Origin of the sequence: Chryseobacterium sp. 22458 (assembly GCF_052044975.1) — a bacterium.
GTDB lineage: Bacteria > Bacteroidota > Bacteroidia > Flavobacteriales > Weeksellaceae > Chryseobacterium.
On sequence record NZ_JBQEOA010000001.1, the window covers coordinates 363,862 to 387,230 of the forward strand.

Here is a 23,369-nt window from a genome sequence, read left to right on the forward strand (position 1 = left end):
AATCAAAAGGCTAAAAGATTATTTAACATAAAATAAAGAAAATGAATAAAGAAAAATTTATATCCAAAATTCAATCTGGCCAGACATGCCACTATATTTACGATGAGAATGAACGAAATGAAAATACAGGCATAGTAAAGATATGGTTATATAATGATGAGATTATTTTAACTTGGGAAGAATGTCCCAAAGGCTTACAATATGATGAATCTTCATATTCAAAAGATGAAGTACATAATTTTAGTTCTTTTGAGGAGCTGGATAATTTTTTTAATGACAATAGTATTTTCTACATAAATTTCAAATCTTAATTTAAATTACTTTCACTTAATTAAAATGATTTTTTTATTTGATATGACTTTAATTAACAATTGTGATTTACACACTAAATATTTTATAGTAGTATCATAATTTGGCATTAATGGACTACAAATAATATTTTACGTTAAATGATACTAAAATATTAAGTCGAATTTCTTGTATAGTAAACAAGTAACAAAAATTAATAAAATGAATAACCCAATACACGAACTCCTTTATCACTATAACGAAGAAGGAAACGAAGGATATGATTTAAAGGAAGTACAACTCCTTGAAAATATTGATCCGGACAGAGTTGAACAATTAAAATTGCTTCTTCACAATGACGACCCATATATTGCTTATCAGGTCATGCTTATTTTATTGGCGTGGGCAATACCGGAAGGATTTGAACAACTTGATCGGTTCATTTCTGAAAAATGGGATGAAAAAGAAAATTTTGAGCCCCATAGACTCCATAATGAAGATAATGTATATGATGTAATTACAAATGCCTTATATATTGCTACATTTAATGGAAAGACCGAACAGGAGCTTTATCCGTATATTAAACACTTTTTGAATATATATGGTGATAAATTTTTTGAATCCAACCTGAAAGATTTTCTCTTAAAGAAGAATTGCAGACCGCTTTTAAAAGAAACAGAACAGGCAATACAGGCTGCCTTAGAAAATAAAAGATACTATCAGGCAAGTCAGTTGTTTCCGGTTATTGTTCATTATGACAAAGATTCTTTTAACAAGTACAAAGATATTTTTAGTCCTTTAATAAACGAAGATAGTAGAATTGTATATAATATAGAAGAAGCTGAAAAAAGCATTTAAATAAATTGGAATCAATTGCAAAACAAATAAGGGAAAATAATATTGTTAAAAAATTAACTTATGAAACTAAACAAAATACACCAGGATTTAAAAGAATTGTATGAGGGTAAAGAAAGATTAGATACAATTTTAGGCGTTGAGTTTAGTCATCAGGAAGAAGTTAAAATTTATACCAAGATCTTAGAGATAGGACAATGGTATGTAGCACCTTTTTCTTTTGAAAGGTATGATAGCTATGCTATTAAATTAACACCAAATAAAAAATTGCTAGATTCTCCTGTTTATTTAAGAAACCGTTGGGACCATTATTTGTTTTCAAATAACTTAGCTAATTTTTTATCTTTTGGACAGTTAAGAATGTTGGATACTTCTGAATTTGTCCAATACATTTTAGATGATTGGCAATTATTGGAGGAACTTTCATTACCGTTTAGAGAATATACCAATAGTTTAGATTCTTTGAAGTTCTTAAAAGAATATCTGCATAATGAGGATAAATTGAAATATCTAAAAAATCCTTCTGAATTTTACCCTAACATATACTTAGATTTTTGGAATCATTATTATGATACTCCACAGCAGAGAGGATACGTTACATTGATGCAATTGATGATGGAAGAAGAATCTTACCTTCCAGATTTTGAAATAAAAGATTATGGCATCTGGAACACCAGAGCTTATAATGCTTTATCTCAAAGAGCTTATTCAGATTCTTTATTTGACTTGAATGAACAAAAAAAATCTAATTTTTACTGGCAAAGTTTTATTCAGGCACATGGTTTTGATGCAATGAGGTATGTCTTAGATATTCTACCGGAATATAGTGCTAATAGTGATTCACAAATTACTACTACAATTGGTTTTGCGAATTCTGATAGAATTTATCAATTTCCGGAAAAAATACAAGAGCATCCATTATTTTTGCCATTAGAGAGAATAACTAAATTCTCAAAGTCTTATAATGGAGATGCTCATATAGAAGCTGCTAAAGCTATAGATGAAGAATTAAACGATCCTGTTATGGCTTGGGATGCTTTAGTCAGTGCAGGATATTGGAATGGAGTAAATTTTGGGAGCCCCAATATGGATGCATGGAAAGCAGCTATTGATTTATCCGAGAAGCATAGCTGGACAGAGATTAATGAGGTTTTAATAGATCAATTAGAATTTTATAATCAGTATAAAGACAAATTTTAAACTTTTCTTCAATAAAATTCACACTTCCACAAATATAAATTACAGTTTTTATTTTAATTGTATAATATAAAAGAATAATCAATACTTTTGAATCTTAAATAAATTAAAATTAATAACCCATTAAAATCTTAAACATGAAAAAAATACTATTCCTTAGCTCCCTTCTCTTCAGCATTTCTTTTGCAACTGCACAGACTATAGAATCCGGAAGTCACAGTACCAAAGGATATATCAAAAGCGACGGAACCATAGAAAACAGCAGCCATTCTACAGTGGGATATATTAAAAGTGATGGTACTATCGAAAATAAAAGCCACAGCACTATTGGTTATATCAAAAGTGACGGAACAATCGAAGATAAAAGCCGTTCTACAGTTGGGTATGTGAAAGATGACGGTACGGTAGAAAACAGCAGTCATTCCACCATTGGTTACATCAAAGATGACGGGACGGTAGAAAACAGCAGTCATTCCACCATTGGCTATGCCAGGGATGTGAAAAAAGAATGGGCAGCAGTCGTATATTTCTTCTTTAAAATGGACTGATCATCTGCTTTACGGAAAAGAAACTAACTGTTAAAACATATAGTAAAAGGCTTGGATTGTATAATCCGGGCCTTTTTTTTATCCAACAGGCAGACGAGCTGTGATGGTTCTGATTATTCCGGAAAATAGAAGCACTGCAACTACAGAATAGTGAAGTCTAAAAACTTTCACAGAAACAAAAAAAATATGAATTTTGGGCATTGAAATTTGTACAGCCCATCATTCATTTCCTGAAATAAAACGTTGCTGCAACTACAGAATCGTGATGTCCAAAAACTTTCCCCGAAGCAAAAAAAGAATGAATTTTGACATTGAAATTGAAGGATCACATTATCCTGTTTAAACCAATAAAGGTTACTATACCTGCCAGATGGAGATTAAAAAATGTTCACGGGAATACAAAAATAAGTTTCAATTTTTAAAACAGACATCCATTTCATTGAACTAAAAAATAAAAATTAAAAAATAAACCGTAAAGAATATGGAAGAAAATAAATTAGACAAAAGAGAAGAGCTGAAAACCTATTTTGAAACCGGAAAACACCCTACACAAAACCAATTTTCTAATCTGATAGATTCCTTTAAACTCAAAGAAGATCTCGTTACCAATAAAGATGCGGTAATCATTGCCAATAGTTTGAACTGGGTATTTATCAATAACGCCTATGTATCCTATCACACATCCAATCTTAACGGTGCAAGGTTTCAGTTCACCATAAGCCCGGCGGATGAAGAAGACCAGGAACTCATCATAGAAGATTTCTCCTATAATGATAAAAAACAATATTTCTTTGGGAAAGCACCTTACCTCATTAAAGCAAAAGAACTCCCGGCAGAAGGTTTGGGGGAAACCGAATACTATCATATATCGTTCGGTCTGGAAGACAGTTCTACAGTTGCCAGATTGATCGGGAATTCACTGCCAAAGATTCCTGAGGGATTTGTATTTGGTATACTGAAAGGTAAAAGGCTGATGCTACAAATATACAGACAAGATATGGGGCAAAAACTGAACATTGTCAATACAGCAATTAAGTTTTTTAATAAAACCCCGTTACCTGTTCAATACGGCGTACAGGCAAATTACTGGGGACATCCTTTTACCTTGGAAGACATTGTTACAGATCATTATGATGCATGGGATTCTTTAAATCTTTATTTCAAAGCTGACCTTCGGGGAATAGAACGGCCTGTAGCATGCAATATCTATGATACAGATCATAACAGACTCTTAACGACAGTAAATTTGGAAGCGGGGCAAAACTATGAGATGATTGGCGGGAATGAAATAAAAGGAATCAGAAATATAAGAATCGAATGTGATTATATCCATTAAAAAGTATCTGAAAGACAACTACTTTAAAAGATTTAAAATTCCTGAAATAAAAAATTGTTGAAATTCCCCAATTCTTAGAAACAAAGATTACTGCACCAGCCCAATAGAAAGAACAGAAAGTTTTTCCGATAAAGATGGCGCTGAACTTAAAAAATATCATATAAGTAACCATTGAAAACCAAAAATAATTATGCCGAGAAGCATAATCAATAAAGCATTATGGACGAACATAAACTAATTACCAGAGACCAGCTCAAAACCTATTTTGAAACCGGAAAATATCCGACGCAGAATCAATTTTCGGATTTGATAGATTCTTTAAAACATAAGCAGGACGGCCTTACCACTAAGGAAACAATAACGCTTGCCAATACTTTGAATACCATAAGGAACGGGTTTCTTGCCTATATAAATTATATACCTGCAGAAGAATATTTTCCAATCGTTGTGAGATCACAGGATGAAGAAGATCAGATCATTGATGTGGGATTAAATAATTCAGACATCATAAGGCAATATTTTTATGGTAAGCCACCTTATACCATTACAACAAAAGAATTTTCAGCGAAAAACTTAGGCGAAAATGAATACTATTATTTCCGTTACCAGACAGATGGAGATTATACCTACATGCTGTCAAGGCTTTTTGGAAATAACCTCCCTACAATTCCTGATGGTTTTGAGATGGGAGCACTTAAGAGGAAGTGGCTTACGATAGAAATACAAAAAGTTAGCGTAAGAGAAAAAGCAGAAATTATTAATACAAATATCAGGTTGGTTAATAAGACGTCAGTCTCTGTTGAGTATATGATATATGCAGGCTATTGGTCCCACGAATATACAGATCAAAACATCGTTACTGAGCATTATAATTTAGGAGATTACCTGACCTTTAATTTTAAGGCTGACCTTACAGGATATGATAAACGTATTGAATGCAGGCTGTATAATGATGATACAGGAGAGCTTTTAGCGACTAATTGGCTGAGTCCAGGGTTCAAAAATGTGAATATTCCGGGAGGTAATGCAGATAGATGCCGTAATATCAGAATCGAATGTGATTACTATATCGCTGAACAATAAAAGGTGAAATCTTAAAAATTTGTACCAATACCTCTGCTACAGAATAGAAAAGCAGAAACTCTTTATAAAAAAATGAGTTTCGGACTTTAAAAACATAATATAATCATTGAAAACCAAAAATAAGATCTGCTGCAACTACAGGACAGGGAAGGTGAAAAACTTTCATATCAACTGAAAAAATATCAATTTTGAACTCTAAACCATCAGCCGATTGGAGCCCGGAAATCAGCTATACCAGGAATAGGATAGCAGGCCCCGCAGATCTGCTGTTCTCTTTTCAAACTTAGATCAATTCTTTAAAACAAAGACTCTTGTGAAGGGATGACTTTCCCTCAATCAATTGCTATGGCAAATCTAAACGTGAGTCACTTTCCGGCTGAGGTTTCTTTAAACAAATTACAAAATACAATAAACCTGTCTTTAAGATACGGTATAAACTATTTCCAAAATAAAAAAGACTAAAAAATCAATGGAGGCGAAACAATTACAAAAACTATTCACTCATTTAGAAGAGGTTATTACATGGCGTATCAACAATTCTTCGGAAGATTTTAATATAGGAGCCCCTGAATTTAATACTAATGACCATGAAGGCTTTCAATTAGGAAACTATATTTCAGAGAAAGGGCTTACCCATCATGAAGTTGTTGTTCTTTTAATGGCTTTGATGCCAAGATTAGACCCGTTATTGCTCAAACGCCTTTATCTGGAGTTTCCCGGTAATGAGCTGTTTGATTTTTGTTCAACCAGTGATAACGGTAGGCTCTTTAATCCAACCATTCAGGCTGTGCAGTATATTTTAGGAGGTGACAGCATCTCAGAACGATTGGCAGCATTGAATCATCTCAGTCCGGATTCGGTTCTGATAAAAGAAGATATTCTTGTTTTATCAGCCCACGAGCATACATCAGTCAACAGCCAGATCAATGTTGATCACGAAGCTTTTAATAAGATCATCTTTGGATTGGAATTATTACCGAAAATGAGCAACGACTTTCCGGCAGAGCAGATACAGACCGGCAGAGCGTGGTCAGATTTAATCCTTCCCCAGGCCACATTAGATGAGCTTCAGAGTATTGAAGCATGGTACAACAGCAGCCATATTCTTATGGAAGACTGGGGCATGCAGAAAAAACTTAAGCCGGGCTTCAGAGTATTGTTTTATGGGGAACCGGGAACCGGAAAAACTCTTGCAGCCAGCCTTTTAGGGAAATATACCAAACGACCTGTTTTCAGAGTGGATGTCTCTATGCTGATCTCCAAATACATTGGCGAAACAGAAAAACAACTGGCCAAACTATTTGACAAAGCAGAAAATAAAAACTGGATTTTATTTTTTGATGAGGCAGATGCAATCTTCGGAAAACGAACCTCTGTAAAAGATGCCCATGACAAATATGCCAATCAGGAAGTTTCTTATCTGCTGCAACGGATAGAAACATTCTCAGGACTCATCATTCTGGCCTCCAATTTTAAAAATAATATGGATAAAGCCTTTACGCGACGCTTTCATAGCTGCATACAATTCAATAATCCAAAGCATGAAGAGCGTCTGCGTATCTGGCAGCAAAATCTCCCGGAACAATTACAACTTGAAAATATTGATTTGGACCAGATTGCGAAACGATACGAGCTCACCGGCTCCAATATCATGAATATCATTCAGGATGTCAGCTTAAAAACAATTGCATCTAAAGACTCCGGTTACAAAGTAAATCCGGATATGCTACTCGAAAGCATCAAAAAAGAATTTGTAAAAGAAGATAAAATATTCATGTAACTGCTCAGATTCAAACCCCTGTTTCTTGCAGCGTCTGTTGTAAAAACAAGCAAATATATAAATGGTTGAAGCAGGAGAAGGAAAGTCTGAAGGTATGATCAACTTTTAACTTTCCTTTCCTGTACAATCTGATCATTCTTCAATCTCAAAAATAAACCGATGAAAGCAAAAATTCTGTTATTAATAGTATTCAGCAGTCTCATGATGGGTTGCCGGAGTAAACATAAAATTACCACCACATACAAAGAAAATACAAAAGAAAAGGAAAAAGTAGAAGTTGATTCTTCAGGCTTCCGGAACATACAGTCAGTTGAGGGTAAAACCGATGAGGTATTGGTATCGGAAAATAAGGATGAAATATCCGGGGATCTGTTCATACAGGGAAAATCCGATGTATCCAATCCATTTACTTTTCATCAGGTGGTAGGCGGCGACACCGTTCAAAGTATTTCTATCAAAGGAACTGCGGAATATTCAATCAGTAACCGTTACACAAAAGGCGACTACAGGAAGCAGGAAATTAAAAAAGACGAATCTGTAAACATGATTCAGGATTCTGCTCAGCAATCTGTTTCCAAAGAAACCATCAAAGAAGTGGATGCTAAAATCTCTGAAGAAACAAAAAATATAAAACTGAATGGATTAGATGCTGCAGCCTGGGTTTTTATTACCATCATGGGAATTACTTTAATCCTTCTCTTTTTCACCTATACATATTTTAAGAAATGAAAACATCACAAAAAGGAATCAATCTGATCATATCATTTGAAGGCTTCAGTGCCCATCCTTATCTGGACTCAGCAGGAATTCCCACAATCGGATATGGAAACACCTATTATCCGGGCGGAAAGAAAGTAACCATGAAAGATCCCGCGATCACCAGGGAAAAAGGAGTAGAGTTATTCTCAGCGGTTTTACCCACTTATGAAAAAATAGTGAATGCCAAAGTGAAAATACCACTGACCCAGAATCAGTTTGACGCTCTTGTATCACACACCTATAATACCGGAGGATCAGACGGTTTATTTTCTTTGATCAATAAAAAAGCAGGTGAGGCAGAGATCCGGAGCTGGTTTACAAGGAAATACATTACCGCCGGCGGAAAAACTTTAAATGGGCTGATCAGAAGAAGAAAGGCGGAAGCTGATCTGTTTTTTGCGAAATAAACCCCTCGTTTAATAAAGAGGGGGATTTTGTTTTACGGATTTTGTTTCAAAATATTTTCTAGTTGAGTAATTAAGTCTTCAAATTGAATTAATAGATCTTCAGAAGCTTGCCTGCTATTATTGATTTCGGTTAAAACAAAGCTTCCATTAATTAAATTGTATTCCTGGCTATTACTTTTCTGCATGTGTGTGACATGTTCTTCGGCATTATTTAATGCAGGATTATTCCGATATTTTTGAATAGAATCTCTTAATTGTTGCAATTGTTGTAGGTTCATGTTATAAAATTTATTTATTCGAAGATAACAACAATTCAAAAGCAACCCTTACGGTTTTCCGTAGCATGATTCTATATTTAATCTGTAGTAGATAAATACAATTTTCTCCCCGGTTTCCTAGGATTCTTTTGTGATCAGGATCATAAATATTTAATAGCACCTGTATTATATTTGGAAACTTGAAAAATTCATATTTCTAAAATTTACACTTTCTGCCTCCCCTGTGATATGGGAGGCTTTTGTTGTCCTACAGGTTTTAATATTTTTCCAAATCGGAAAAACTCAGATCCTGAATTTTGGGTAATGGAGTGATTCTGATCTTTTTTGTCCTTTTATTGAAGATCTCATCTGAGCCTAATTCCTGCTCAAAATTTAACTGAGTCTGTGCCAATAAATCGATTTCAGTTTCAAAGGTTGTATTTTTTCCGTTCCAATATACCCGGGAAATTTTAATCAGTTCGAAATTATTTTGATGGTATCTGAACTCATAACAGCTTTTCCGGTCGTTAATATCAGTAAGCATTTTTAAGTTGCCTTCCTCAATGATAAACATCGGGAGAGGATTACCATTATGTTTTCCTTTTTTATCAATCGGATATTCGCTTTCAATGAGTTGGGTGGAAGAAACTGCAAGCTGTAGCTTTTTATCAGGCTGCGAGAGGAATATTTGTACCCTCAGCGGTCTGGTTTCATCCTTTACATCCATTTCTATCACTACTTTGTCTTTGAGTTGGTCTTTATTCAGATCTCCCTCTGTATTTTGTATTTCGAAAGTGTAATTATTCTTATGAACCGTTTGTTGTGCATACAAACCGATTGTTGCTGAATGAAAAAACAGGACAATAGGAAGAGATTTTTTCATAATTTATTTTCTGATATGAATGTATCAAAATTTTCAACGCAAATGTGAATATCATTATTTACTTTAAAAAAACTTAATTGATCTCCAGGAACTGAACGTATAAAGTGGTGGCCGGCTGATGAATAAAAAATGATTTTCTAAATGAATTGTATGATGGTAATTTAACATTTAAGATCGTATTATATTGCCTTTATCGGCAAAAATTGCTATATTTACTTAGTTGAATAATCTTTTTTTTGCCGGTAGCGGCGTTTCTATTTATGAATTATATATCAGTAGCCGAGTTTTCTAAGAAATGGAATATCCCTCAAAGGACAGTAAGGAATTACTGTGCTAAAGGAGTGCTAAAAGGTACTTTTTTAACTGGTAAAACCTGGAATATTCCGGAAGATGCATTACCTCCTATGAAGGAGAACAAAAAGAAATTTAGCAATAACCCTTTGTTGAACAAACTAAAGGAAGAAAAGGATATGAAACTTAAAGGTGGTATTTATCATAAGACTCAAATTGAATTAACCTATAATTCTAACAGAATTGAAGGAAGTAAGTTATCTCATGATCAGACAAGATTTATTTTTGAAACAAATACCATTGGAGCGTCTAAAGAAAGTATTAATGTTGATGATATTATCGAAACTGCTAACCATTTTAGAGCTATTGATATGATCATTGATAAAGCAAAATCGAAATTAACAGAGTCATTGATTAGAGAATTACATCTTTTATTAAAATCCGGGACATCGGATAGTGCAAAAGACTGGTTTAATGTGGGTGAATATAAGAAGCTTCCCAATGAAGTAGGAGGAAATGAAACTACAGCTCCTCATGAGGTAAAAAACAGAATGCAAGAGATCCTGCGTGACTACAATATTATTAAAAACAAAACAATTGAAGACATTATTGAATTTCATTACAATTTTGAGATCATACACCCTTTTCAGGATGGAAACGGACGTGTAGGAAGGCTGATTATGTTCAAGGAATGTTTAGCTAATAATGTTGTTCCTTTTATCATTGATGAGGAGTTAAAGCTTTTCTATTACAGAGGATTACAAGAATGGAAAAATATCAGAGGGTATCTGTTAGATACTTGCCTGACTGCACAGGATAACTATAAGATGATTTTAAAATATTTTCAAATTCCAGAATACATTAATCCGGAACAGATCGTTTGATCAAAGATATTATATTCTGAAACCAGACAATGTGAAGGAGTGAATCTATTTCTTTTTAAATCGGATAGAGACATAAAAAAATAACAAAGCCTTTCAGTCTTTCTGAAAGGCTTTGTTATGGAGAAAATATCATTTGAAAATCTCATTCTGATAAAGAATATGATCATCCTCATCGAAACTTATGATTTTCACCTTATATTGTTTCGCACTGTCATTGTTGAAGAATTTAATTCTTGGCGGAACATAATCACTGTCAAATAAATTAGGATTCCAGTACAGGGTTTCCCGGGTGTCACTTTCAATTTTCGCCGGAGAATCGTCATCTATCATTTCAACAATGAATTCCGAAGGTCTGTCATAGCCTTTTATAACAGATGAATTATTGGTATTCTGAGTCGGTTTTTCCCTATTTTTAGATTTCATATCTCCTTTTAATGTATAGACAGCTACTGCATCACCTATTAATCCTGATCCTTTGATAATTTTTACCATAGCAATATTAATCACAGGGAGATTGGCAATCATCGAAGGGTCGGTAAGTACCTCATCCAGATAGAGTTTAGCTTGTTTTCCACGGATATAAGGTACATTTACCCCCGAATTGTTTCTTTGGAAGGATAATCCGGCAGCCCTTCCCTGAAGCCAGTCCAATATATTGGAAGATCCCGATACATGCTGATCCTCATTCACGAAGTCAAATACAGTAGAATTGCCGGAACTGAACATTCCGGTGGATAGCTCCTTATCCAGTTCTGCTTTTGGATCTTTCTTTTTCCCGGTTAACTTCACCTGTTCAATCTGTATATCGGCACCCTCTGCTTTTTTTATGTTTTTTTGAGTGTTGATAGCTTTGGAAATTGTTGCAGGCACCGTTTTGCTTCCACTGGCTTTTACCAGTTTATAATCTGTACCGGGCAAATTGCCTGTAAATGGTGTGGGATTCACCAATGGTTCTATCGTAACGAAGAGATTACCGGCATTGGTTTCTTTATTGGTTTCTGAATTAACAAATACTGAAACTTCCAAAGGCTCATCATTGCTGAGGTTGTTTAAATAGATGTATCCGTTCTGATCGGTTTTAAACTGATTGAAAGCAGGTTCATTCTTACCTAACTTCAACAATAAATTGACATTGGTGTTGATGAGCAGGGCATTATTTTTAATAGGCTTTACCCTGTAAGAAAGAAACTTGGGAGATTCGGTTTTTATAGTTGGGGCTGCCCCGCTGAGCACAGAATTCCAGTCAAATCTCTTCCAGCTTTCAGAAATAAGCAGGGCGTCCAGCGCTTCACTATTGGTATTTTTAGAAAAATATTGTGCCGGACGGTCTATTTTTGTGGTAAAATCTCCAGTTAACCAGAGCCCGCTCAGGATATTCTCTTCCTCTGGCTTATTGCTTCCGTCATCTTCACTTACCACTACGGTATAATTTTTAAAATAAGACTCCGGGGAAAGATCTATACTGTTGAAAGATCTTGGTGTAGGTTTTATACTCTGGCCTATAATTTCTGCTTTTTCAATTTTTAAATCATCGGGTTTTATAAAACACAGTCTTTGCGCTACCAGATTATCCTGATCATCAAAAATGGCTAATTGTAAAATACCGTTAGCACCATTGCTTACTTTCACAGGAATAAGACTGGACGCTTCGTTGGTAAGCTGTTTGATGTTGGCTTTGTAGGCAAGATGATTGTTGATGGTTCCTACAATTTTATAATTCTGAAGCTGCTGTTTCAGATTAGCTCCTTTTAAAGTATAATGTATTCCTTCTTTAGAGCTGTTCACATCCAGATGGAGACCGGTGTCTGTAGCTTGCGGCAGATCTATCGTTTTGCTTTTGCCTGTATTGTCCTGAATAACAGCCTGGTATTTTTTTCCGGAAGCAGGAGTTATTGTAAAAGCTCCCACATTTCTATCAAAAGATTTAAACGTAGTGATAGAAACATTGGGGTTTTGGGCATCTACTATTTTTCCGGTCCAGTTTTCCGGCAAAGAATTTTCGCTTGATAACCTTACGGCAAACTTAGTAGGGATGCCGGTAATGAAAGTTCCGCCTTCGGGAAAAGCTTTTGCAGACCAGTCGGAACTTTTGGAGATCACTAATGATTCTGAAGAAGACGGGTTATAGACCGGAATTGTTTTGACGATCTGAAAATCTTCACTAAAATTGGTCATATAAGGCGTGTAAGCCCTTACAAAATAAACCTGTTCAGGAAGATCTTCTTTCAGCTGAAAATCTCCGCTGCCTTCACCATTGCTCAGTAGTACCGTTTTCCAGTCGATCAGCTTTTTATCAGAACCGTACAATTCTACAAACAGGGTGGTAGATAAAGGAGAACGGTTGTAGCCATTAAATACAAAGCTTTTAAACCAGATTTTGTCACCCGCAGCATATTGTGATTTATCGGTAAGTAAGTATACTTTTTCCTGTTCGTAATTATCCTCAAGATTGGTGATTGCTTTTTCTAATTTAGTTTGTGCCAGTACAGGCTGTACAGCGGAAAGAAGCAATAGACAGAATATATTTTTCATAAAAACCTTAACGCATTTTAATTCATGGCTAATTTAGTCATTTAAAGGCTCTGAAAATGATATTTAATCTCTTATTTTGAAAGAAATAGATCAGAAAGGTGTCCTTCATTATCACGATGATTTCTTTTTCGTTTTTTAACTATAAAAGAACAAGAAAAGGTTTCAAATACTAAAAAATAAACTTTTGCAACCGTGAATTAAAATTTCAGATAGAAAAAATTAATCAACATTCGGTGAAAAAAATGAATTTTGAGAGAATATTTTTCTTAATTTTATAAAATAAACTAAAACATGAAAACAAATGAAATTTATTCATAATCAAATATTTAATTTGAAATAATATTCTAAAAATATTTCTTTTAAATTTTAATTATGTCATAAGTCTTATATGCAATAGACTTGTTTTTTCATGCGCATTAAGATCATCATCCTTAAATAATCAATAGAATTAAACATAAATCCACTAAACCCAATTGTTCCTATGAAAAATTTACACCACCACACGCATGGATGCACCCATTGCTCTTGTGACAATCCAGTTTTAAAAATTCTTAAAGACGAACTTTTCAGTGCAGAAAATCTGGCGAAAATAAACCCCGCTTCCGGAAAAGCGACTCACGAAAAACCACAAACTCTGATGATCAGCGGAGATAATATCAGGCCTATGATTGGTGGATCAACAGAAAAGGTTGAAGCCATTGGAATTGCCGATGGTAAAGTTGTTATCACAGGCAAAAAAGATGATGTGAAAACCTATATGAAGGAGAATCATCCGGGATTTGATAAAAAAGAATTAACCCAGAGTCAAACTTTGCTTCCAGGGCTTATTGAACCCCATGTTCATATGATTCCTACGGCAATGATGCATGAGTGGGTAGATGTGAGCCCTTTTGAAGGACAGGTTTTACGGCCGGTATACGATTTGGATTTTGTCGGTTCAAAAATCAACGGAGCTTCTAAAGACTGGAATGTTATTTTAGGAAGAGGCCTTGACCCATCATTAATGCCTTTTGAAGAAATAAATGGTAAAAAAGAACTGATAACTATTAACAATACGGTACTTGACAATATCAATGCTGAAAAACCTGTAATGGTGCTGAGTGCATCAATGCATACACTTTATCTCAATACCAAGGCATTTGAGTATGTATTCAATCATAATGAAAAAGTAAAGGAGCAATACAATTCAGTTGAGAACTATATCAAAGAAACAAATGGCCAGCTACAGGAAGGTTTACAGATGATGCCTGCGCTGAAGGTGGTAAAACTGCAGATCATAGAAATGAGTCTGCGGATTAATATTTATCTTACCGAACTTTATAAACTGGCCAATTCAAGAGGAGTTACCTTTATGTATGATGCAGGATTGAATAAAGGTTCGGACACCCTTTTAACCCAATATTTTGCAACTCATCAGGAGCGGGTGAGAACAGGAGGAGCTTATATCTGCTCCAGCCAGGAAGAGGTAGACCAGATGGGACATTATAAAGAGCCTGAAGACTATAAGCCTGTATATCATGGGCATATTAAAATAGTATCCGACGGCTCAAATCAAGGACTTACCGGGTATCAGAGTGCTCCTTATCTTTGTAATCCTGCCAATAATACAGGAGTATTTAACTTTCCACAGGCAGGTATTCCCGCTCATACGATTCCCCCTAGCTATAATACATTAATCAATACTGCAGTAGCTAAAAAAGGCTGGCCGCTCATGATTCATGCCAACGGTGATCAGGCGGTAACGTTTGCCATCAATGCTTATCAGCGTACTCTTGCACACTACAAAGGTCCTGAGCTTCGTAACCGTATAGAACATTGTTCACTTCTCACAGCAGGACAAATTACCAATATGCTGCAAATGGGAGTTTCACCAAGTTTTCTTATCGGGCACGTAGGCTACTGGGGATACGCATTTAAGAATGTCATATTCGGTGAAAAGGCACAAATGCTTGATCTTTGCGGCTCAACACTTGCCGCCGGTATGAGAATTACGCTTCATAGTGACATCGAGGTAAGCCCGCTAGGTCCTTTGAGAATGATGGAGCAATCGGTTACCCGGATCATGGAAAAGAATACGGCAAATATTGAAGTTTTAAACAGTGCTGAATGCCTTACACCGGAGCAGGCTTTAACTGCTGTTACTTATGATGCAGCATGGCAATGCTATGCAGATAAGTGGGTAGGCTCACTGGATAAAGGTCTCTTTGCTGACTTCGTGATACTGAAGCAGGATCCTCTTTCATTACAGACTCAGTCTTCACAATATATGAAAATGCGAAACATTCCGGTACTGGAAACCTGGGTGGGAGGTGTCCCTGTTTATGTGAAAGATCATAATGAAAAAGTAGTGACTGAAAACGATATGACCTTTTCAGAAAACTCATAACAGGTTCTGATAAGAATCGGCTTGTTAACCAATATCAATCAGAATAGAAAATGTTCTATTCTGATTTTTTTTTTAATCCGCCTCGGATTGTAACTCAATAGGGAAGCTTTAAAACGATTTTATTAAAAATGATCGGCAGACCTTTTATTTCCTGTTCTTAAATGAATTATTTTAGGGAATTACATACAATTTTACATTAATGCTGCCATCTTATTATTATGACTCTGCCATTCCTAATGTAACAGTGAAATGAAGAACCTGGCTTTATATGAGATTCTTCCTTCTTCAGAATGACAACGGTGTAAAATTATGTATAGTCGCTCTATTTTACATCAGCAATGCGTACATTTACAAATACTGACGCATAAAACTATTTATCTGTTGTAATGCTGTGTCTTTGAAACCCAATATTATCCTTTATTGAATTCACAATGCAAAATAAGGTTATAATGAATGCTAAAAATATGAAACATGATATTTCCTATCATCTTGAAGCGAACCGTTTTATACTCTGTCTGGAAATAACCAACCACAGTGGAGGGGAACGGAGATTTTACTTTTCCAATGATACCGGCAGACTGGCCAGGAACGGCATTAGACTCTTCAATACAAAAGATGAGGAAATACAAGCCTGCGAAAGAGCTTTTTTATCACCTGCATATAATGCTGAACAGGCTCCTGAGAATATACTGCTTCCCGATGAGAGGCAACGCTTTGAGTTACCTGCAAGGATTTTTGAAGAGGAAAGTGAACTGATTTTATCTTTCAAAGGAATCTCATTCAGAGTTCCCAGAAATGAAAAATTTTATATCACTTTTGATTTTTTAGGGATCCCCTCCAACAGGCTGGAAGTCATTATTGATAGGGTAAATGACAAAAAAATCCTTGAAAAAAAAGAATGGGAATATTATGTGTTCGAGCATGATGATAATATCCAGCTGTCTGTTCCGGTTATCTGGTCAAAACTGGGATTTGATGTCCTTTATACATTAAACGTATCTGAGAAGGAAGACTATCTGCACAGAGGTATTGAAGCTCTTGAAGGAAGGATAGAAGACATGAGAATAAATGCGTTGCAGTATGAAATGAACTCCTGGAAATAGCAGCATTTCTGAACGGTGATCTGATCTTAATTGAGATATGGAGCGCCGGGACAGATGTATTTTCATTTCATGATAAGTTGTAATACCAGATACTTTCTAAAAAAAGCATATACCTTCCCGGTTGATATTCTCCGTATGAAAACAGGAAGATCATGTCATTGTTTTTCAGGTAATGAATTTCCAATCCATCTTCAGAAATATATTTTTCAGTAAAACTGTTGATCAGATTGAATTTACTCTCTTTAATGAGGATGTCAAAATTGGTATTATCTGTTTCCTTTTTTAAAGCTGTTAGCGGGCTATTGTAGAAATCAGTTAATTTTATTTTTAGATTTTTAATTTCAAAAACTTCTTGTAAGCATTTTTCTTCATGTCCGTCAAATAACTTTTGTCTGGCTATTTCATCTTTTTTCATAGGAATTTTTAATAATTTTTACATATCAGGAAGAGAGTTCAAAGAAACTGCCATTTTTGAACAGCTTCTTTGAACCTGAAATTACAATTTTTTTTACCCTTATTTTTTAGGTGCATCAAATACTGAATAATACAAGAAAATAGGAAACTTCTCAAACGTTTCTGATTTACCGATAGTATATTCATCAGGTCCGAATACCTGGGAAAAATCAAGAATGGTTGAGGTTTTTGCAGGCGATAAAGCGATCATTTTTATTAAGCTGCTGGCTGTTGCTTCTGTTTCGTAAATGAATAAAAGGGTTTTGCGGTCTAAGCTGTATACTTTATAGGTATTGATTTTTGCATTTAATTTTGCGTCAAGACCTGATTCATCAAATTTTGCTTTATACATTAATTTTGGGGTGCCACCTTCAGTAATATATATATCTGCATTAAGGTAGCTGGCATCAAATTTAAGTTCAACCCGATCACCGATGCTGTAAAGATCACTCAGGGCTTTATCACCTCCGTTCATTACCTGTACCTGGGCATCTTTAGGCATTTCTAATGGCAGGCGTTTTACAGAACCTGCCGGTTTCTTTTTTTGTGCCGTTACATTCATTGTTGAGAATAGCATCACAGCAGCTGCTATAATCAGTTTTGAGTTTTTCATGGTATTTTTTTACAATGTTAAATAAATTATCTCTAAAAAAATAGGATTTTTTATCTTTTGGAAGAAAAGTCAGACGATAGTCTTATTATTTTTCAAACACTATTTGATGATCCATAATAAAAATATACTTTTGCAATCAACAACATAAAACCATTATCACTGATTATGTTGTTTTCAATAAAAAACTAAAAACTAAAAACCAAACTTCAAAACTCATTAAACCATGAAAACAAACAATACGACACAGTATTTATCTTTACAAATACCTCGGAGCTAAATTGTTTCCGGTAATTTAACAACAGTAATTCTCAAAATTTCCTTTAAAGCTACCAGTCTTATAGAACATTATAAGGGGTATCGGATGATTTCCGGCCATCAGAGGCAAAGAATATCCGGTATGAAAAGTTACTGCCGGGATTTTATTTTCAATCCTGGGTGAAAAATGATTTTATTGAAGCCTGGGGAAGCTTTATACTGTCAGTTATAATGCGGCATTACTATTGTCCACGAGAATACTTTTACCATAATCCTTTGTTTACAATAAAAGGGATGTATGAAAAAATAGAAGTAAGCTGATTATTCAGAAACCAAATAATATAATTCACATTAAACTCATTAATTTTTTACTATTATGAAAAAGAAACTACTCATCATGGCCTTCACAGGCTTATCAGGTACCATGGCTTTTGCAGCCGATTTATATGTTAGAAACGGGGGAGCAGGCGGCGCTTATCCTACCGTAAGCACAGCAATTACAGCGGCTTCAGATGGCGATCGTATCATCATTCAGCCCAAAGCAAACGGAGAGGCTTATATAGAAAATCTGATTATCAACAAATCACTGACTCTTGTTTCCGAAACCAGTTATACAAAATATATCATTCAGGGAAATGTGAGCATCAATCCGGCAACAGGAAGAACGGTGACGATCAGTAACCTGAGCTCAGGAAATTATGGCAGCTATAATGTAGAGGCTACTTTTCCAATAGGTACGGGAAGAACTTTCCTTAATATTGTGAACTGTGACCTGCATAATGTTTTAACAGATAAAGTCAATTTCACAACCAACATTTCCGGTTGTACAATCAGTGGAAACCTGAAGTTCTCTCATGGAAGATGTACCGCCAATAAAGCCCAGAGTATTGCTGTGGTAGCTACACAGGATAACAGCCCTATAGGATCAGACATTGAGGTGTATGGTAATATATCCAACTCGTTTATATCCAATTCACAAGCCAATTATAATTTTAAATTTAACAATAATTTCTGCGCCGGGATTTATGTTTATAATATTAAACCGGGAAGCGCTAACGAAATCATAAACAATACCGTCTATAATCCTGTTGCTGCAGATACGGCTCCGTTTTATGTGAACCTGGGGACAAATAATACAAACCCGGGAAGTATTGCCATTATGAACAATGCTTCTTCTTTTGTAGTGGGAGGAACCAATGCCTGTATTCAAAATAAAAGCAATAGTGTCAGCATAGCTGCTAACTACAATGTGTTTACCAACACTTTCGTAACAGAAGGTAACATGACTCAAAGTGACAATTCCGGATCAATGAGTCTGGTATTCGATACCTTAACGTATGTTGTAACCGGGATGAATGTAAATGCCGGAAATCCTGATATAAAATATACAGATTTGGATTTAACAAGGAACGATGCCGGAAATGGCGGAGGATCCAACAACTGGTATAATTATTGGCCGGCAAGCAATGGCAACAGACCTAGGGTCAACTATCTGTCAACTCCAAGATCCATCACCAGCGGAACTTTTAATATCAACGCATCTGGTTTTTCTAAGTAATTCCAAATGATATAACTTATGAAAAATTATATCTATAGTATTATTGCTTTGCTTATGGCAATGCTGTGCCCGGCACAGGTATTGATAAGCCAGGCTGAATATTTTTGGGATACCGATCCGGGAACAGGAAACGGAACCCCTGTACTGGCTGTTGATGGTACTTTCGACAATGTGATTGAACAACTCACTAAAACCGGGGTTGCCACACCAGGTACAGGTCTTCACAAATTTAATATCCGTATCAAAGACAATACAGGAGTTTGGGGCCCGGTTTTCAGCAATGTCATTGATGTTCAGTCCGATCAGCCTTCTATGGTGATTGCTGTTGCTCAGGCAGAATATTTTTGGGATACCGATCCGGGAACAGGAAACGGAAATCCAGTGCTGGCTTCTGATGGAAATTTTGACAGCGTTTTTGAACAGCTCAATAAAACAGGAATTGCCACACCAGGTACAGGTCTTCACAAATTTAATATCCGTATCAAAGACAATACAGGAGTTTGGGGTCCGGTTTTCAGCAATGTCATTGATGTTCAGTCCAATCAGTCTTCTATGGTGATTGCTGTTGCTCAGGCAGAATATTTTTGGGACACGGATCCGGGAACAGGAAACGGAACCCCTGTACTGGCTGTTGATGGAACTTTTGACAATGTGATTGAACAGCTCAGTAAAACAGGAGTTTCCACACCGGGTAGCGGGTTGCATAAATTCAATATCCGGATCAAAGATAATATGGGAGTTTGGGGCCCTGTTTTTACCAATGTTATTAATATTCAGCAGACTTCAGCATCTCCACTAATAACTATTTCTCAGGCGGAATATTTTTGGGATACTGATCCGGGAGAAGGAAATGGAACCGTTTTACTGGCTGCTGACGCCAGTTTTGACAGCTCTTTTGAGCAGCTGACTGATTCAGGAATTGCTCTGCCGGCTAACGGTTTGCATGTATTTAATGTCCGTATCAAAGACAATACGGGTGTTTGGGGACCTGTTTTTGGAAATGTGATTGATGTACAGGCTACACCTTTTACCGGATGCTGGCAAACTCTGATCACAAGAGGAGACCATTCGGTAGGATTGAAAACAGACGGAACACTATGGGCATGGGGCGTTAACACCGATGGGCAATTGGGAGACGGAACCAAGTCTTACAGATATGTTCCTGTACAAGTAGGAACCGCAAAGAATTGGAAAAGCATTTATGTTGGCTATAAGCATACGCTCGCTATTAAGACAGACGGAACATTGTGGGCCTGGGGAGATAATGCATTTGGTCAGTTAGGTGACGGCACTTTAGTTGATAAAACAGTTCCTACTCAGATAGGAACCGCAACAGACTGGCAAAGTCTTGCCGGTGGAATTGAGCATTCAGTAGGACTCAAAACTGATGGAACACTTTGGACATGGGGACGTAACGGATATGGACAGCTGGGAGACGGGACTACAAATGCCACCGCTATCCCTACACAAATCGGAACGGCCACTAACTGGAAAAGTATTCGTGCTGCAAACCATCAGACATTAGCCATAAAAACAGATGGAACATTATGGGGCTGGGGATATAATAACTGGGGGCAACTGGGAGACGGAACCACAACCTCAAAAAATATCCCAACCCAAATTGGAACTGCTGCTAATTGGAAAAGTATTGATACCGGAGCCCAGCATTCGGTAGGGCTCAGAACGGACGGTACTTTATGGGCCTGGGGTTATAATAACTGGGGCCAACTTGGAGATGGAACCACAATTCCAAAAAGTACCCAGGTACAGATAGGAACTGCAACCAACTGGCAGACTATATCAGCCGGAAATGGTTTCACTTATGCAACAAAGACAGACGGAACACTTTGGGCGTGGGGAAGCAATAACTTTGGACAGTTAGGTAATGGCACAACCGGAGGAAGTGTTACATCACCTGCACAGGTAGATTCCTCTTCAGACAATATGAGGGTTTTTGCCGGAGAAAACCATATTCTTGTACAAAAGTTTGACGGTTTTGTGAAATCTTGTGGGCGAAATGATAACTGGCAGCTAGGTGACGGGACTAAAATCAGTAAAAATACATTTACTCCTATGGCGTGTCCCGGATATTGTATTCCTCCTACACCCGTTTCATCTGCCAATGTTACTTCAACTACGGCAACTCTTAACTGGACTGCAGCAACTGTGACTCCCGGTCAGGGCTATGCGTATCTTTACAGTACAAGTTCAACGGTTGGAGGAATTGAAGGAGCTGTTCCTTCCACTTCTACAACAGCAAATCTGACGAACTTACTCCCTGATACCACTTACCATTGGTGGGTAGCATCCAACTGCGGATTCAGTCCGTTTACATGGATGCCGGGAGGTTCCTTTACCACACTTCCTACTACTGCAACAGGCTGTTGGCAAAGTGTAAGCGGTGGAATTAATTTTTCGCTGGCAATCAAAACAGACGGAACATTATGGGCCTGGGGAGATAATTATGACGGAGAGCTGGGAGACGGAACTATGATCAATAGAAATATCCCAACACAAATAGGGACCGGAAATAACTGGACGAAAATAGCGGCCGGGTCTTATTTTTCAGTAGCGTTGAAAGCAGATGGAACGCTATGGACATGGGGAGATAATTTTAACGGGCAGCTGGGTGACGGAACTACAACCAAGAGAAATACCCCAATGCAGGTAGGAACCGCAATAGACTGGGTGGATATTGCAGCCGGGGAAAACCAGACATTTGCTATTAAATCAGACAGAACACTTTGGGGCTGGGGCAATAACAGGTTTGGACAGTTAGGAGACGGCACAAATACTAACAAAAGCATGCCTGTACAAATTGGAACTGCAACAGACTGGCAAAGCATCACCTCCGGAGGAAATCATACTCTTGCTGTAAAGACAGATGGAACACTATGGGCCTGGGGAGATAATAATTATGGACAAATAGGTAATGGAACTGCCATTGGAAATAATACCCCAATACAAATCGGAACTGCAGCGAACTGGAAATCTGTTGATACAGGAACCAGTCATTCCATAGCAGTCAGAACAGATGGAACGCTATGGGCCTGGGGCAATAATAACAGAGGGCAGTTAGGAGATGGAACAACGGTTTCAAAGAGTACTCCGACACAGGTAGGAACAGAAGCTGCCTGGCGAAGTGTTCAGACCGGTGCATACGGTTCTACCGTAGCCCTCAAAACAAATGGAACATTATGGACCTGGGGATATAATGGCTGGGGACAATTAGGAGATGGAACAGAGACGAACATCTCAGCACCTATGCTCATCGGAGCCGCAACAGATTGGCAGAGTATTGCAGTAGGAGCTAATAATATATTAGCGATCAACACTAAAGGGTTTTTAGCAATCAGTGGTTATAACCTTAAAGGGCAGTTGGGAGATGGTACTTATATTCAAAAGAAAATTTTTATACCTGTTGCCTGTGGTACAGGTAGTGGGACTACTAATAAAGTTTCATCTTCCCTCAAAGAGAGTTTAGCCATTGATGAGGTTTCAGCGAAGGCAGATCATCTGAGAGTCTATCCAAATCCGGTACAGGATATCCTGACCATTTCATTTGATCAGAAGATTCTTTCGGTAGCGGTTTATAATGCATCAGGACAGCAGGTGCTTACAAAGACAATCAATGATACTAAAGGAACCATTGATGTTTCCGGATTGGTATCAGGAGTTTATCTGATTAAAGTAAATTCAGTTAATGATCTCGTGAAAACAGTAAAAGTGATCAAGCGATAAATATGAAACTATTAATGCAAAACTGAGATGATTTGAAATCGGTTTAATCCCGGTTTCCTGAATCAATCCGGATGTAAAAGCAGCGCCACTTATCTTATTAAGTGGCGCTGTCTTTTATAGGGGATGGCATGGGTATAAATTGTATATTTAATTTTTTAAA

The 23,369-nt window shown here is 36.6% G+C and carries 19 protein-coding genes; 14 read left to right on the top strand and 5 right to left on the bottom strand.

Translation table 11 applies throughout. The features are described from left to right. Positions 1–41 precede the first annotated feature (41 nt). The 9 genes from ACTJJF_RS01530 (at position 42) to ACTJJF_RS01570 (ending at position 8,253) form a co-directional block, all read left to right on the top strand. Positions 42–311: a hypothetical protein gene (locus ACTJJF_RS01530; RefSeq protein WP_413959544.1), complete on the top strand. Its 270-nt coding sequence runs from the start codon at positions 42–44 to the stop codon at positions 309–311. Positions 312–510: 199 nt separating this feature from the next. After that, positions 511–1,146, top strand: a complete 636-nt coding sequence (locus tag ACTJJF_RS01535; RefSeq protein ID WP_440698448.1) for a hypothetical protein — start codon at positions 511–513, stop codon at positions 1,144–1,146. A gap of 60 nt (positions 1,147–1,206) precedes the next feature. Further along, on the top strand, positions 1,207–2,343 hold the full coding sequence (locus ACTJJF_RS01540; RefSeq protein WP_440698449.1) for a hypothetical protein: 1,137 nt from the start codon (positions 1,207–1,209) through the stop codon (positions 2,341–2,343). Positions 2,344–2,477: 134 nt separating this feature from the next. Beyond that, the gene (locus ACTJJF_RS01545) at positions 2,478–2,888 is read left to right on the top strand and encodes a 5-fold beta-flower protein (protein WP_440698450.1); all 411 of its coding nucleotides are present in this window, start codon (positions 2,478–2,480) and stop codon (positions 2,886–2,888) included. 481 nt (positions 2,889–3,369) lie between these two features. Further along, complete coding sequence (locus tag ACTJJF_RS01550) at positions 3,370–4,224, top strand: hypothetical protein (RefSeq protein ID WP_312296743.1); 855 nt, start codon at positions 3,370–3,372, stop codon at positions 4,222–4,224. 219 nt (positions 4,225–4,443) lie between these two features. Next, a complete protein-coding gene (locus ACTJJF_RS01555) occupies positions 4,444–5,307 on the top strand; it encodes a hypothetical protein (protein ID WP_440698451.1) in 864 nt (287 codons plus the stop codon). Between the two features lie 469 nt (positions 5,308–5,776). Further along, entirely contained in the window at positions 5,777–7,087 is a 1,311-nt protein-coding gene (locus tag ACTJJF_RS01560; protein WP_440698452.1) for an ATP-binding protein, read from the top strand. 159 nt (positions 7,088–7,246) lie between these two features. Continuing rightward, positions 7,247–7,816 carry a hypothetical protein gene (locus tag ACTJJF_RS01565; protein ID WP_440698453.1) on the top strand — a complete coding sequence of 190 codons (570 nt, stop codon included), beginning with the start codon at positions 7,247–7,249 and terminating at the stop codon, positions 7,814–7,816. Next, positions 7,813–8,253 (top strand): lysozyme, encoded by a 441-nt coding sequence (locus tag ACTJJF_RS01570; RefSeq protein ID WP_440698454.1) that lies wholly within the window; start codon positions 7,813–7,815, stop codon positions 8,251–8,253. The genes ACTJJF_RS01565 and ACTJJF_RS01570 overlap by 4 nt, the downstream gene beginning before the upstream one ends. Before the next feature lie 32 nt (positions 8,254–8,285). Here ACTJJF_RS01570 and ACTJJF_RS01575 read toward each other — a convergent pair whose 3' ends face one another. Together ACTJJF_RS01575 and ACTJJF_RS01580 are read right to left on the bottom strand one after the other, a co-directional pair. After that, on the bottom strand, positions 8,286–8,531 hold the full coding sequence (locus tag ACTJJF_RS01575; protein ID WP_312296747.1) for a hypothetical protein: 246 nt from the start codon (positions 8,529–8,531) through the stop codon (positions 8,286–8,288). A gap of 256 nt (positions 8,532–8,787) precedes the next feature. Next, positions 8,788–9,393: a hypothetical protein gene (locus tag ACTJJF_RS01580; RefSeq protein ID WP_440698455.1), complete on the bottom strand. Its 606-nt coding sequence runs from the start codon at positions 9,391–9,393 to the stop codon at positions 8,788–8,790. A 260-nt stretch (positions 9,394–9,653) separates the two neighbouring features. On the opposite strand from ACTJJF_RS01580, the gene ACTJJF_RS01585 reads away from it, so the two are divergent. Next, positions 9,654–10,568, top strand: coding sequence for a Fic family protein (locus ACTJJF_RS01585; protein WP_312296749.1), 915 nt, complete (start codon positions 9,654–9,656; stop codon positions 10,566–10,568). A gap of 129 nt (positions 10,569–10,697) precedes the next feature. Here the strand turns inward: ACTJJF_RS01585 and ACTJJF_RS01590 are convergent, their stop codons facing one another. After that, on the bottom strand, positions 10,698–13,100 hold the full coding sequence (locus tag ACTJJF_RS01590) for a hypothetical protein (protein WP_440698456.1): 2,403 nt from the start codon (positions 13,098–13,100) through the stop codon (positions 10,698–10,700). Positions 13,101–13,581: 481 nt separating this feature from the next. On the opposite strand from ACTJJF_RS01590, the gene ACTJJF_RS01595 reads away from it, so the two are divergent. Together ACTJJF_RS01595 and ACTJJF_RS01600 are read left to right on the top strand one after the other, a co-directional pair. Continuing rightward, positions 13,582–15,486 carry an amidohydrolase gene (locus ACTJJF_RS01595; protein ID WP_440698457.1) on the top strand — a complete coding sequence of 635 codons (1,905 nt, stop codon included), beginning with the start codon at positions 13,582–13,584 and terminating at the stop codon, positions 15,484–15,486. A 464-nt stretch (positions 15,487–15,950) separates the two neighbouring features. Further along, the gene (locus tag ACTJJF_RS01600) at positions 15,951–16,589 is read left to right on the top strand and encodes a hypothetical protein (protein WP_440698458.1); all 639 of its coding nucleotides are present in this window, start codon (positions 15,951–15,953) and stop codon (positions 16,587–16,589) included. 67 nt (positions 16,590–16,656) lie between these two features. On the opposite strand, the gene ACTJJF_RS01605 is transcribed toward ACTJJF_RS01600, so the two are convergent. Together ACTJJF_RS01605 and ACTJJF_RS01610 are read right to left on the bottom strand one after the other, a co-directional pair. Further along, complete coding sequence (locus tag ACTJJF_RS01605) at positions 16,657–17,004, bottom strand: hypothetical protein (protein ID WP_440698459.1); 348 nt, start codon at positions 17,002–17,004, stop codon at positions 16,657–16,659. A 99-nt stretch (positions 17,005–17,103) separates the two neighbouring features. Further along, positions 17,104–17,655: a hypothetical protein gene (locus tag ACTJJF_RS01610; RefSeq protein ID WP_440698460.1), complete on the bottom strand. Its 552-nt coding sequence runs from the start codon at positions 17,653–17,655 to the stop codon at positions 17,104–17,106. Between the two features lie 631 nt (positions 17,656–18,286). Here ACTJJF_RS01610 and ACTJJF_RS01615 point away from each other — a divergent pair. Further along, positions 18,287–19,468: a hypothetical protein gene (locus ACTJJF_RS01615; protein ID WP_440698461.1), complete on the top strand. Its 1,182-nt coding sequence runs from the start codon at positions 18,287–18,289 to the stop codon at positions 19,466–19,468. 18 nt (positions 19,469–19,486) lie between these two features. Continuing rightward, positions 19,487–23,209, top strand: a complete 3,723-nt coding sequence (locus ACTJJF_RS01620) for an RCC1 domain-containing protein (protein ID WP_440698462.1) — start codon at positions 19,487–19,489, stop codon at positions 23,207–23,209. Positions 23,210–23,369: the final 160 nt, after the last annotated feature.

Bases quoted from the DNA above. Each gene is read 5' to 3' on its own strand.
- ACTJJF_RS01560 (WP_440698452.1), top strand. From the start codon at position 5,777: ATGGAGGCGAAACAATTACAAAAACTATTCACTCATTTAGAAGAGGTT.
- ACTJJF_RS01620 (WP_440698462.1), top strand. From the start codon at position 19,487: ATGAAAAATTATATCTATAGTATTATTGCTTTGCTTATGGCAATGCTG.
- ACTJJF_RS01545 (WP_440698450.1), top strand. From the start codon at position 2,478: ATGAAAAAAATACTATTCCTTAGCTCCCTTCTCTTCAGCATTTCTTTT.
- ACTJJF_RS01585 (WP_312296749.1), top strand. From the start codon at position 9,654: ATGAATTATATATCAGTAGCCGAGTTTTCTAAGAAATGGAATATCCCT.
- ACTJJF_RS01565 (WP_440698453.1), top strand. From the start codon at position 7,247: ATGAAAGCAAAAATTCTGTTATTAATAGTATTCAGCAGTCTCATGATG.
- ACTJJF_RS01570 (WP_440698454.1), top strand. From the start codon at position 7,813: ATGAAAACATCACAAAAAGGAATCAATCTGATCATATCATTTGAAGGC.
- ACTJJF_RS01595 (WP_440698457.1), top strand. From the start codon at position 13,582: ATGAAAAATTTACACCACCACACGCATGGATGCACCCATTGCTCTTGT.
- ACTJJF_RS01600 (WP_440698458.1), top strand. From the start codon at position 15,951: ATGAAACATGATATTTCCTATCATCTTGAAGCGAACCGTTTTATACTC.
- ACTJJF_RS01605 (WP_440698459.1), bottom strand. From the start codon at position 17,004: ATGAAAAAAGATGAAATAGCCAGACAAAAGTTATTTGACGGACATGAA.
- ACTJJF_RS01590 (WP_440698456.1), bottom strand. From the start codon at position 13,100: ATGAAAAATATATTCTGTCTATTGCTTCTTTCCGCTGTACAGCCTGTA.
- ACTJJF_RS01535 (WP_440698448.1), top strand. From the start codon at position 511: ATGAATAACCCAATACACGAACTCCTTTATCACTATAACGAAGAAGGA.
- ACTJJF_RS01610 (WP_440698460.1), bottom strand. From the start codon at position 17,655: ATGAAAAACTCAAAACTGATTATAGCAGCTGCTGTGATGCTATTCTCA.
- ACTJJF_RS01555 (WP_440698451.1), top strand. From the start codon at position 4,444: ATGGACGAACATAAACTAATTACCAGAGACCAGCTCAAAACCTATTTT.
- ACTJJF_RS01575 (WP_312296747.1), bottom strand. From the start codon at position 8,531: ATGAACCTACAACAATTGCAACAATTAAGAGATTCTATTCAAAAATAT.
- ACTJJF_RS01615 (WP_440698461.1), top strand. From the start codon at position 18,287: ATGAAAAAGAAACTACTCATCATGGCCTTCACAGGCTTATCAGGTACC.
- ACTJJF_RS01530 (WP_413959544.1), top strand. From the start codon at position 42: ATGAATAAAGAAAAATTTATATCCAAAATTCAATCTGGCCAGACATGC.
- ACTJJF_RS01580 (WP_440698455.1), bottom strand. From the start codon at position 9,393: ATGAAAAAATCTCTTCCTATTGTCCTGTTTTTTCATTCAGCAACAATC.
- ACTJJF_RS01550 (WP_312296743.1), top strand. From the start codon at position 3,370: ATGGAAGAAAATAAATTAGACAAAAGAGAAGAGCTGAAAACCTATTTT.
- ACTJJF_RS01540 (WP_440698449.1), top strand. From the start codon at position 1,207: ATGAAACTAAACAAAATACACCAGGATTTAAAAGAATTGTATGAGGGT.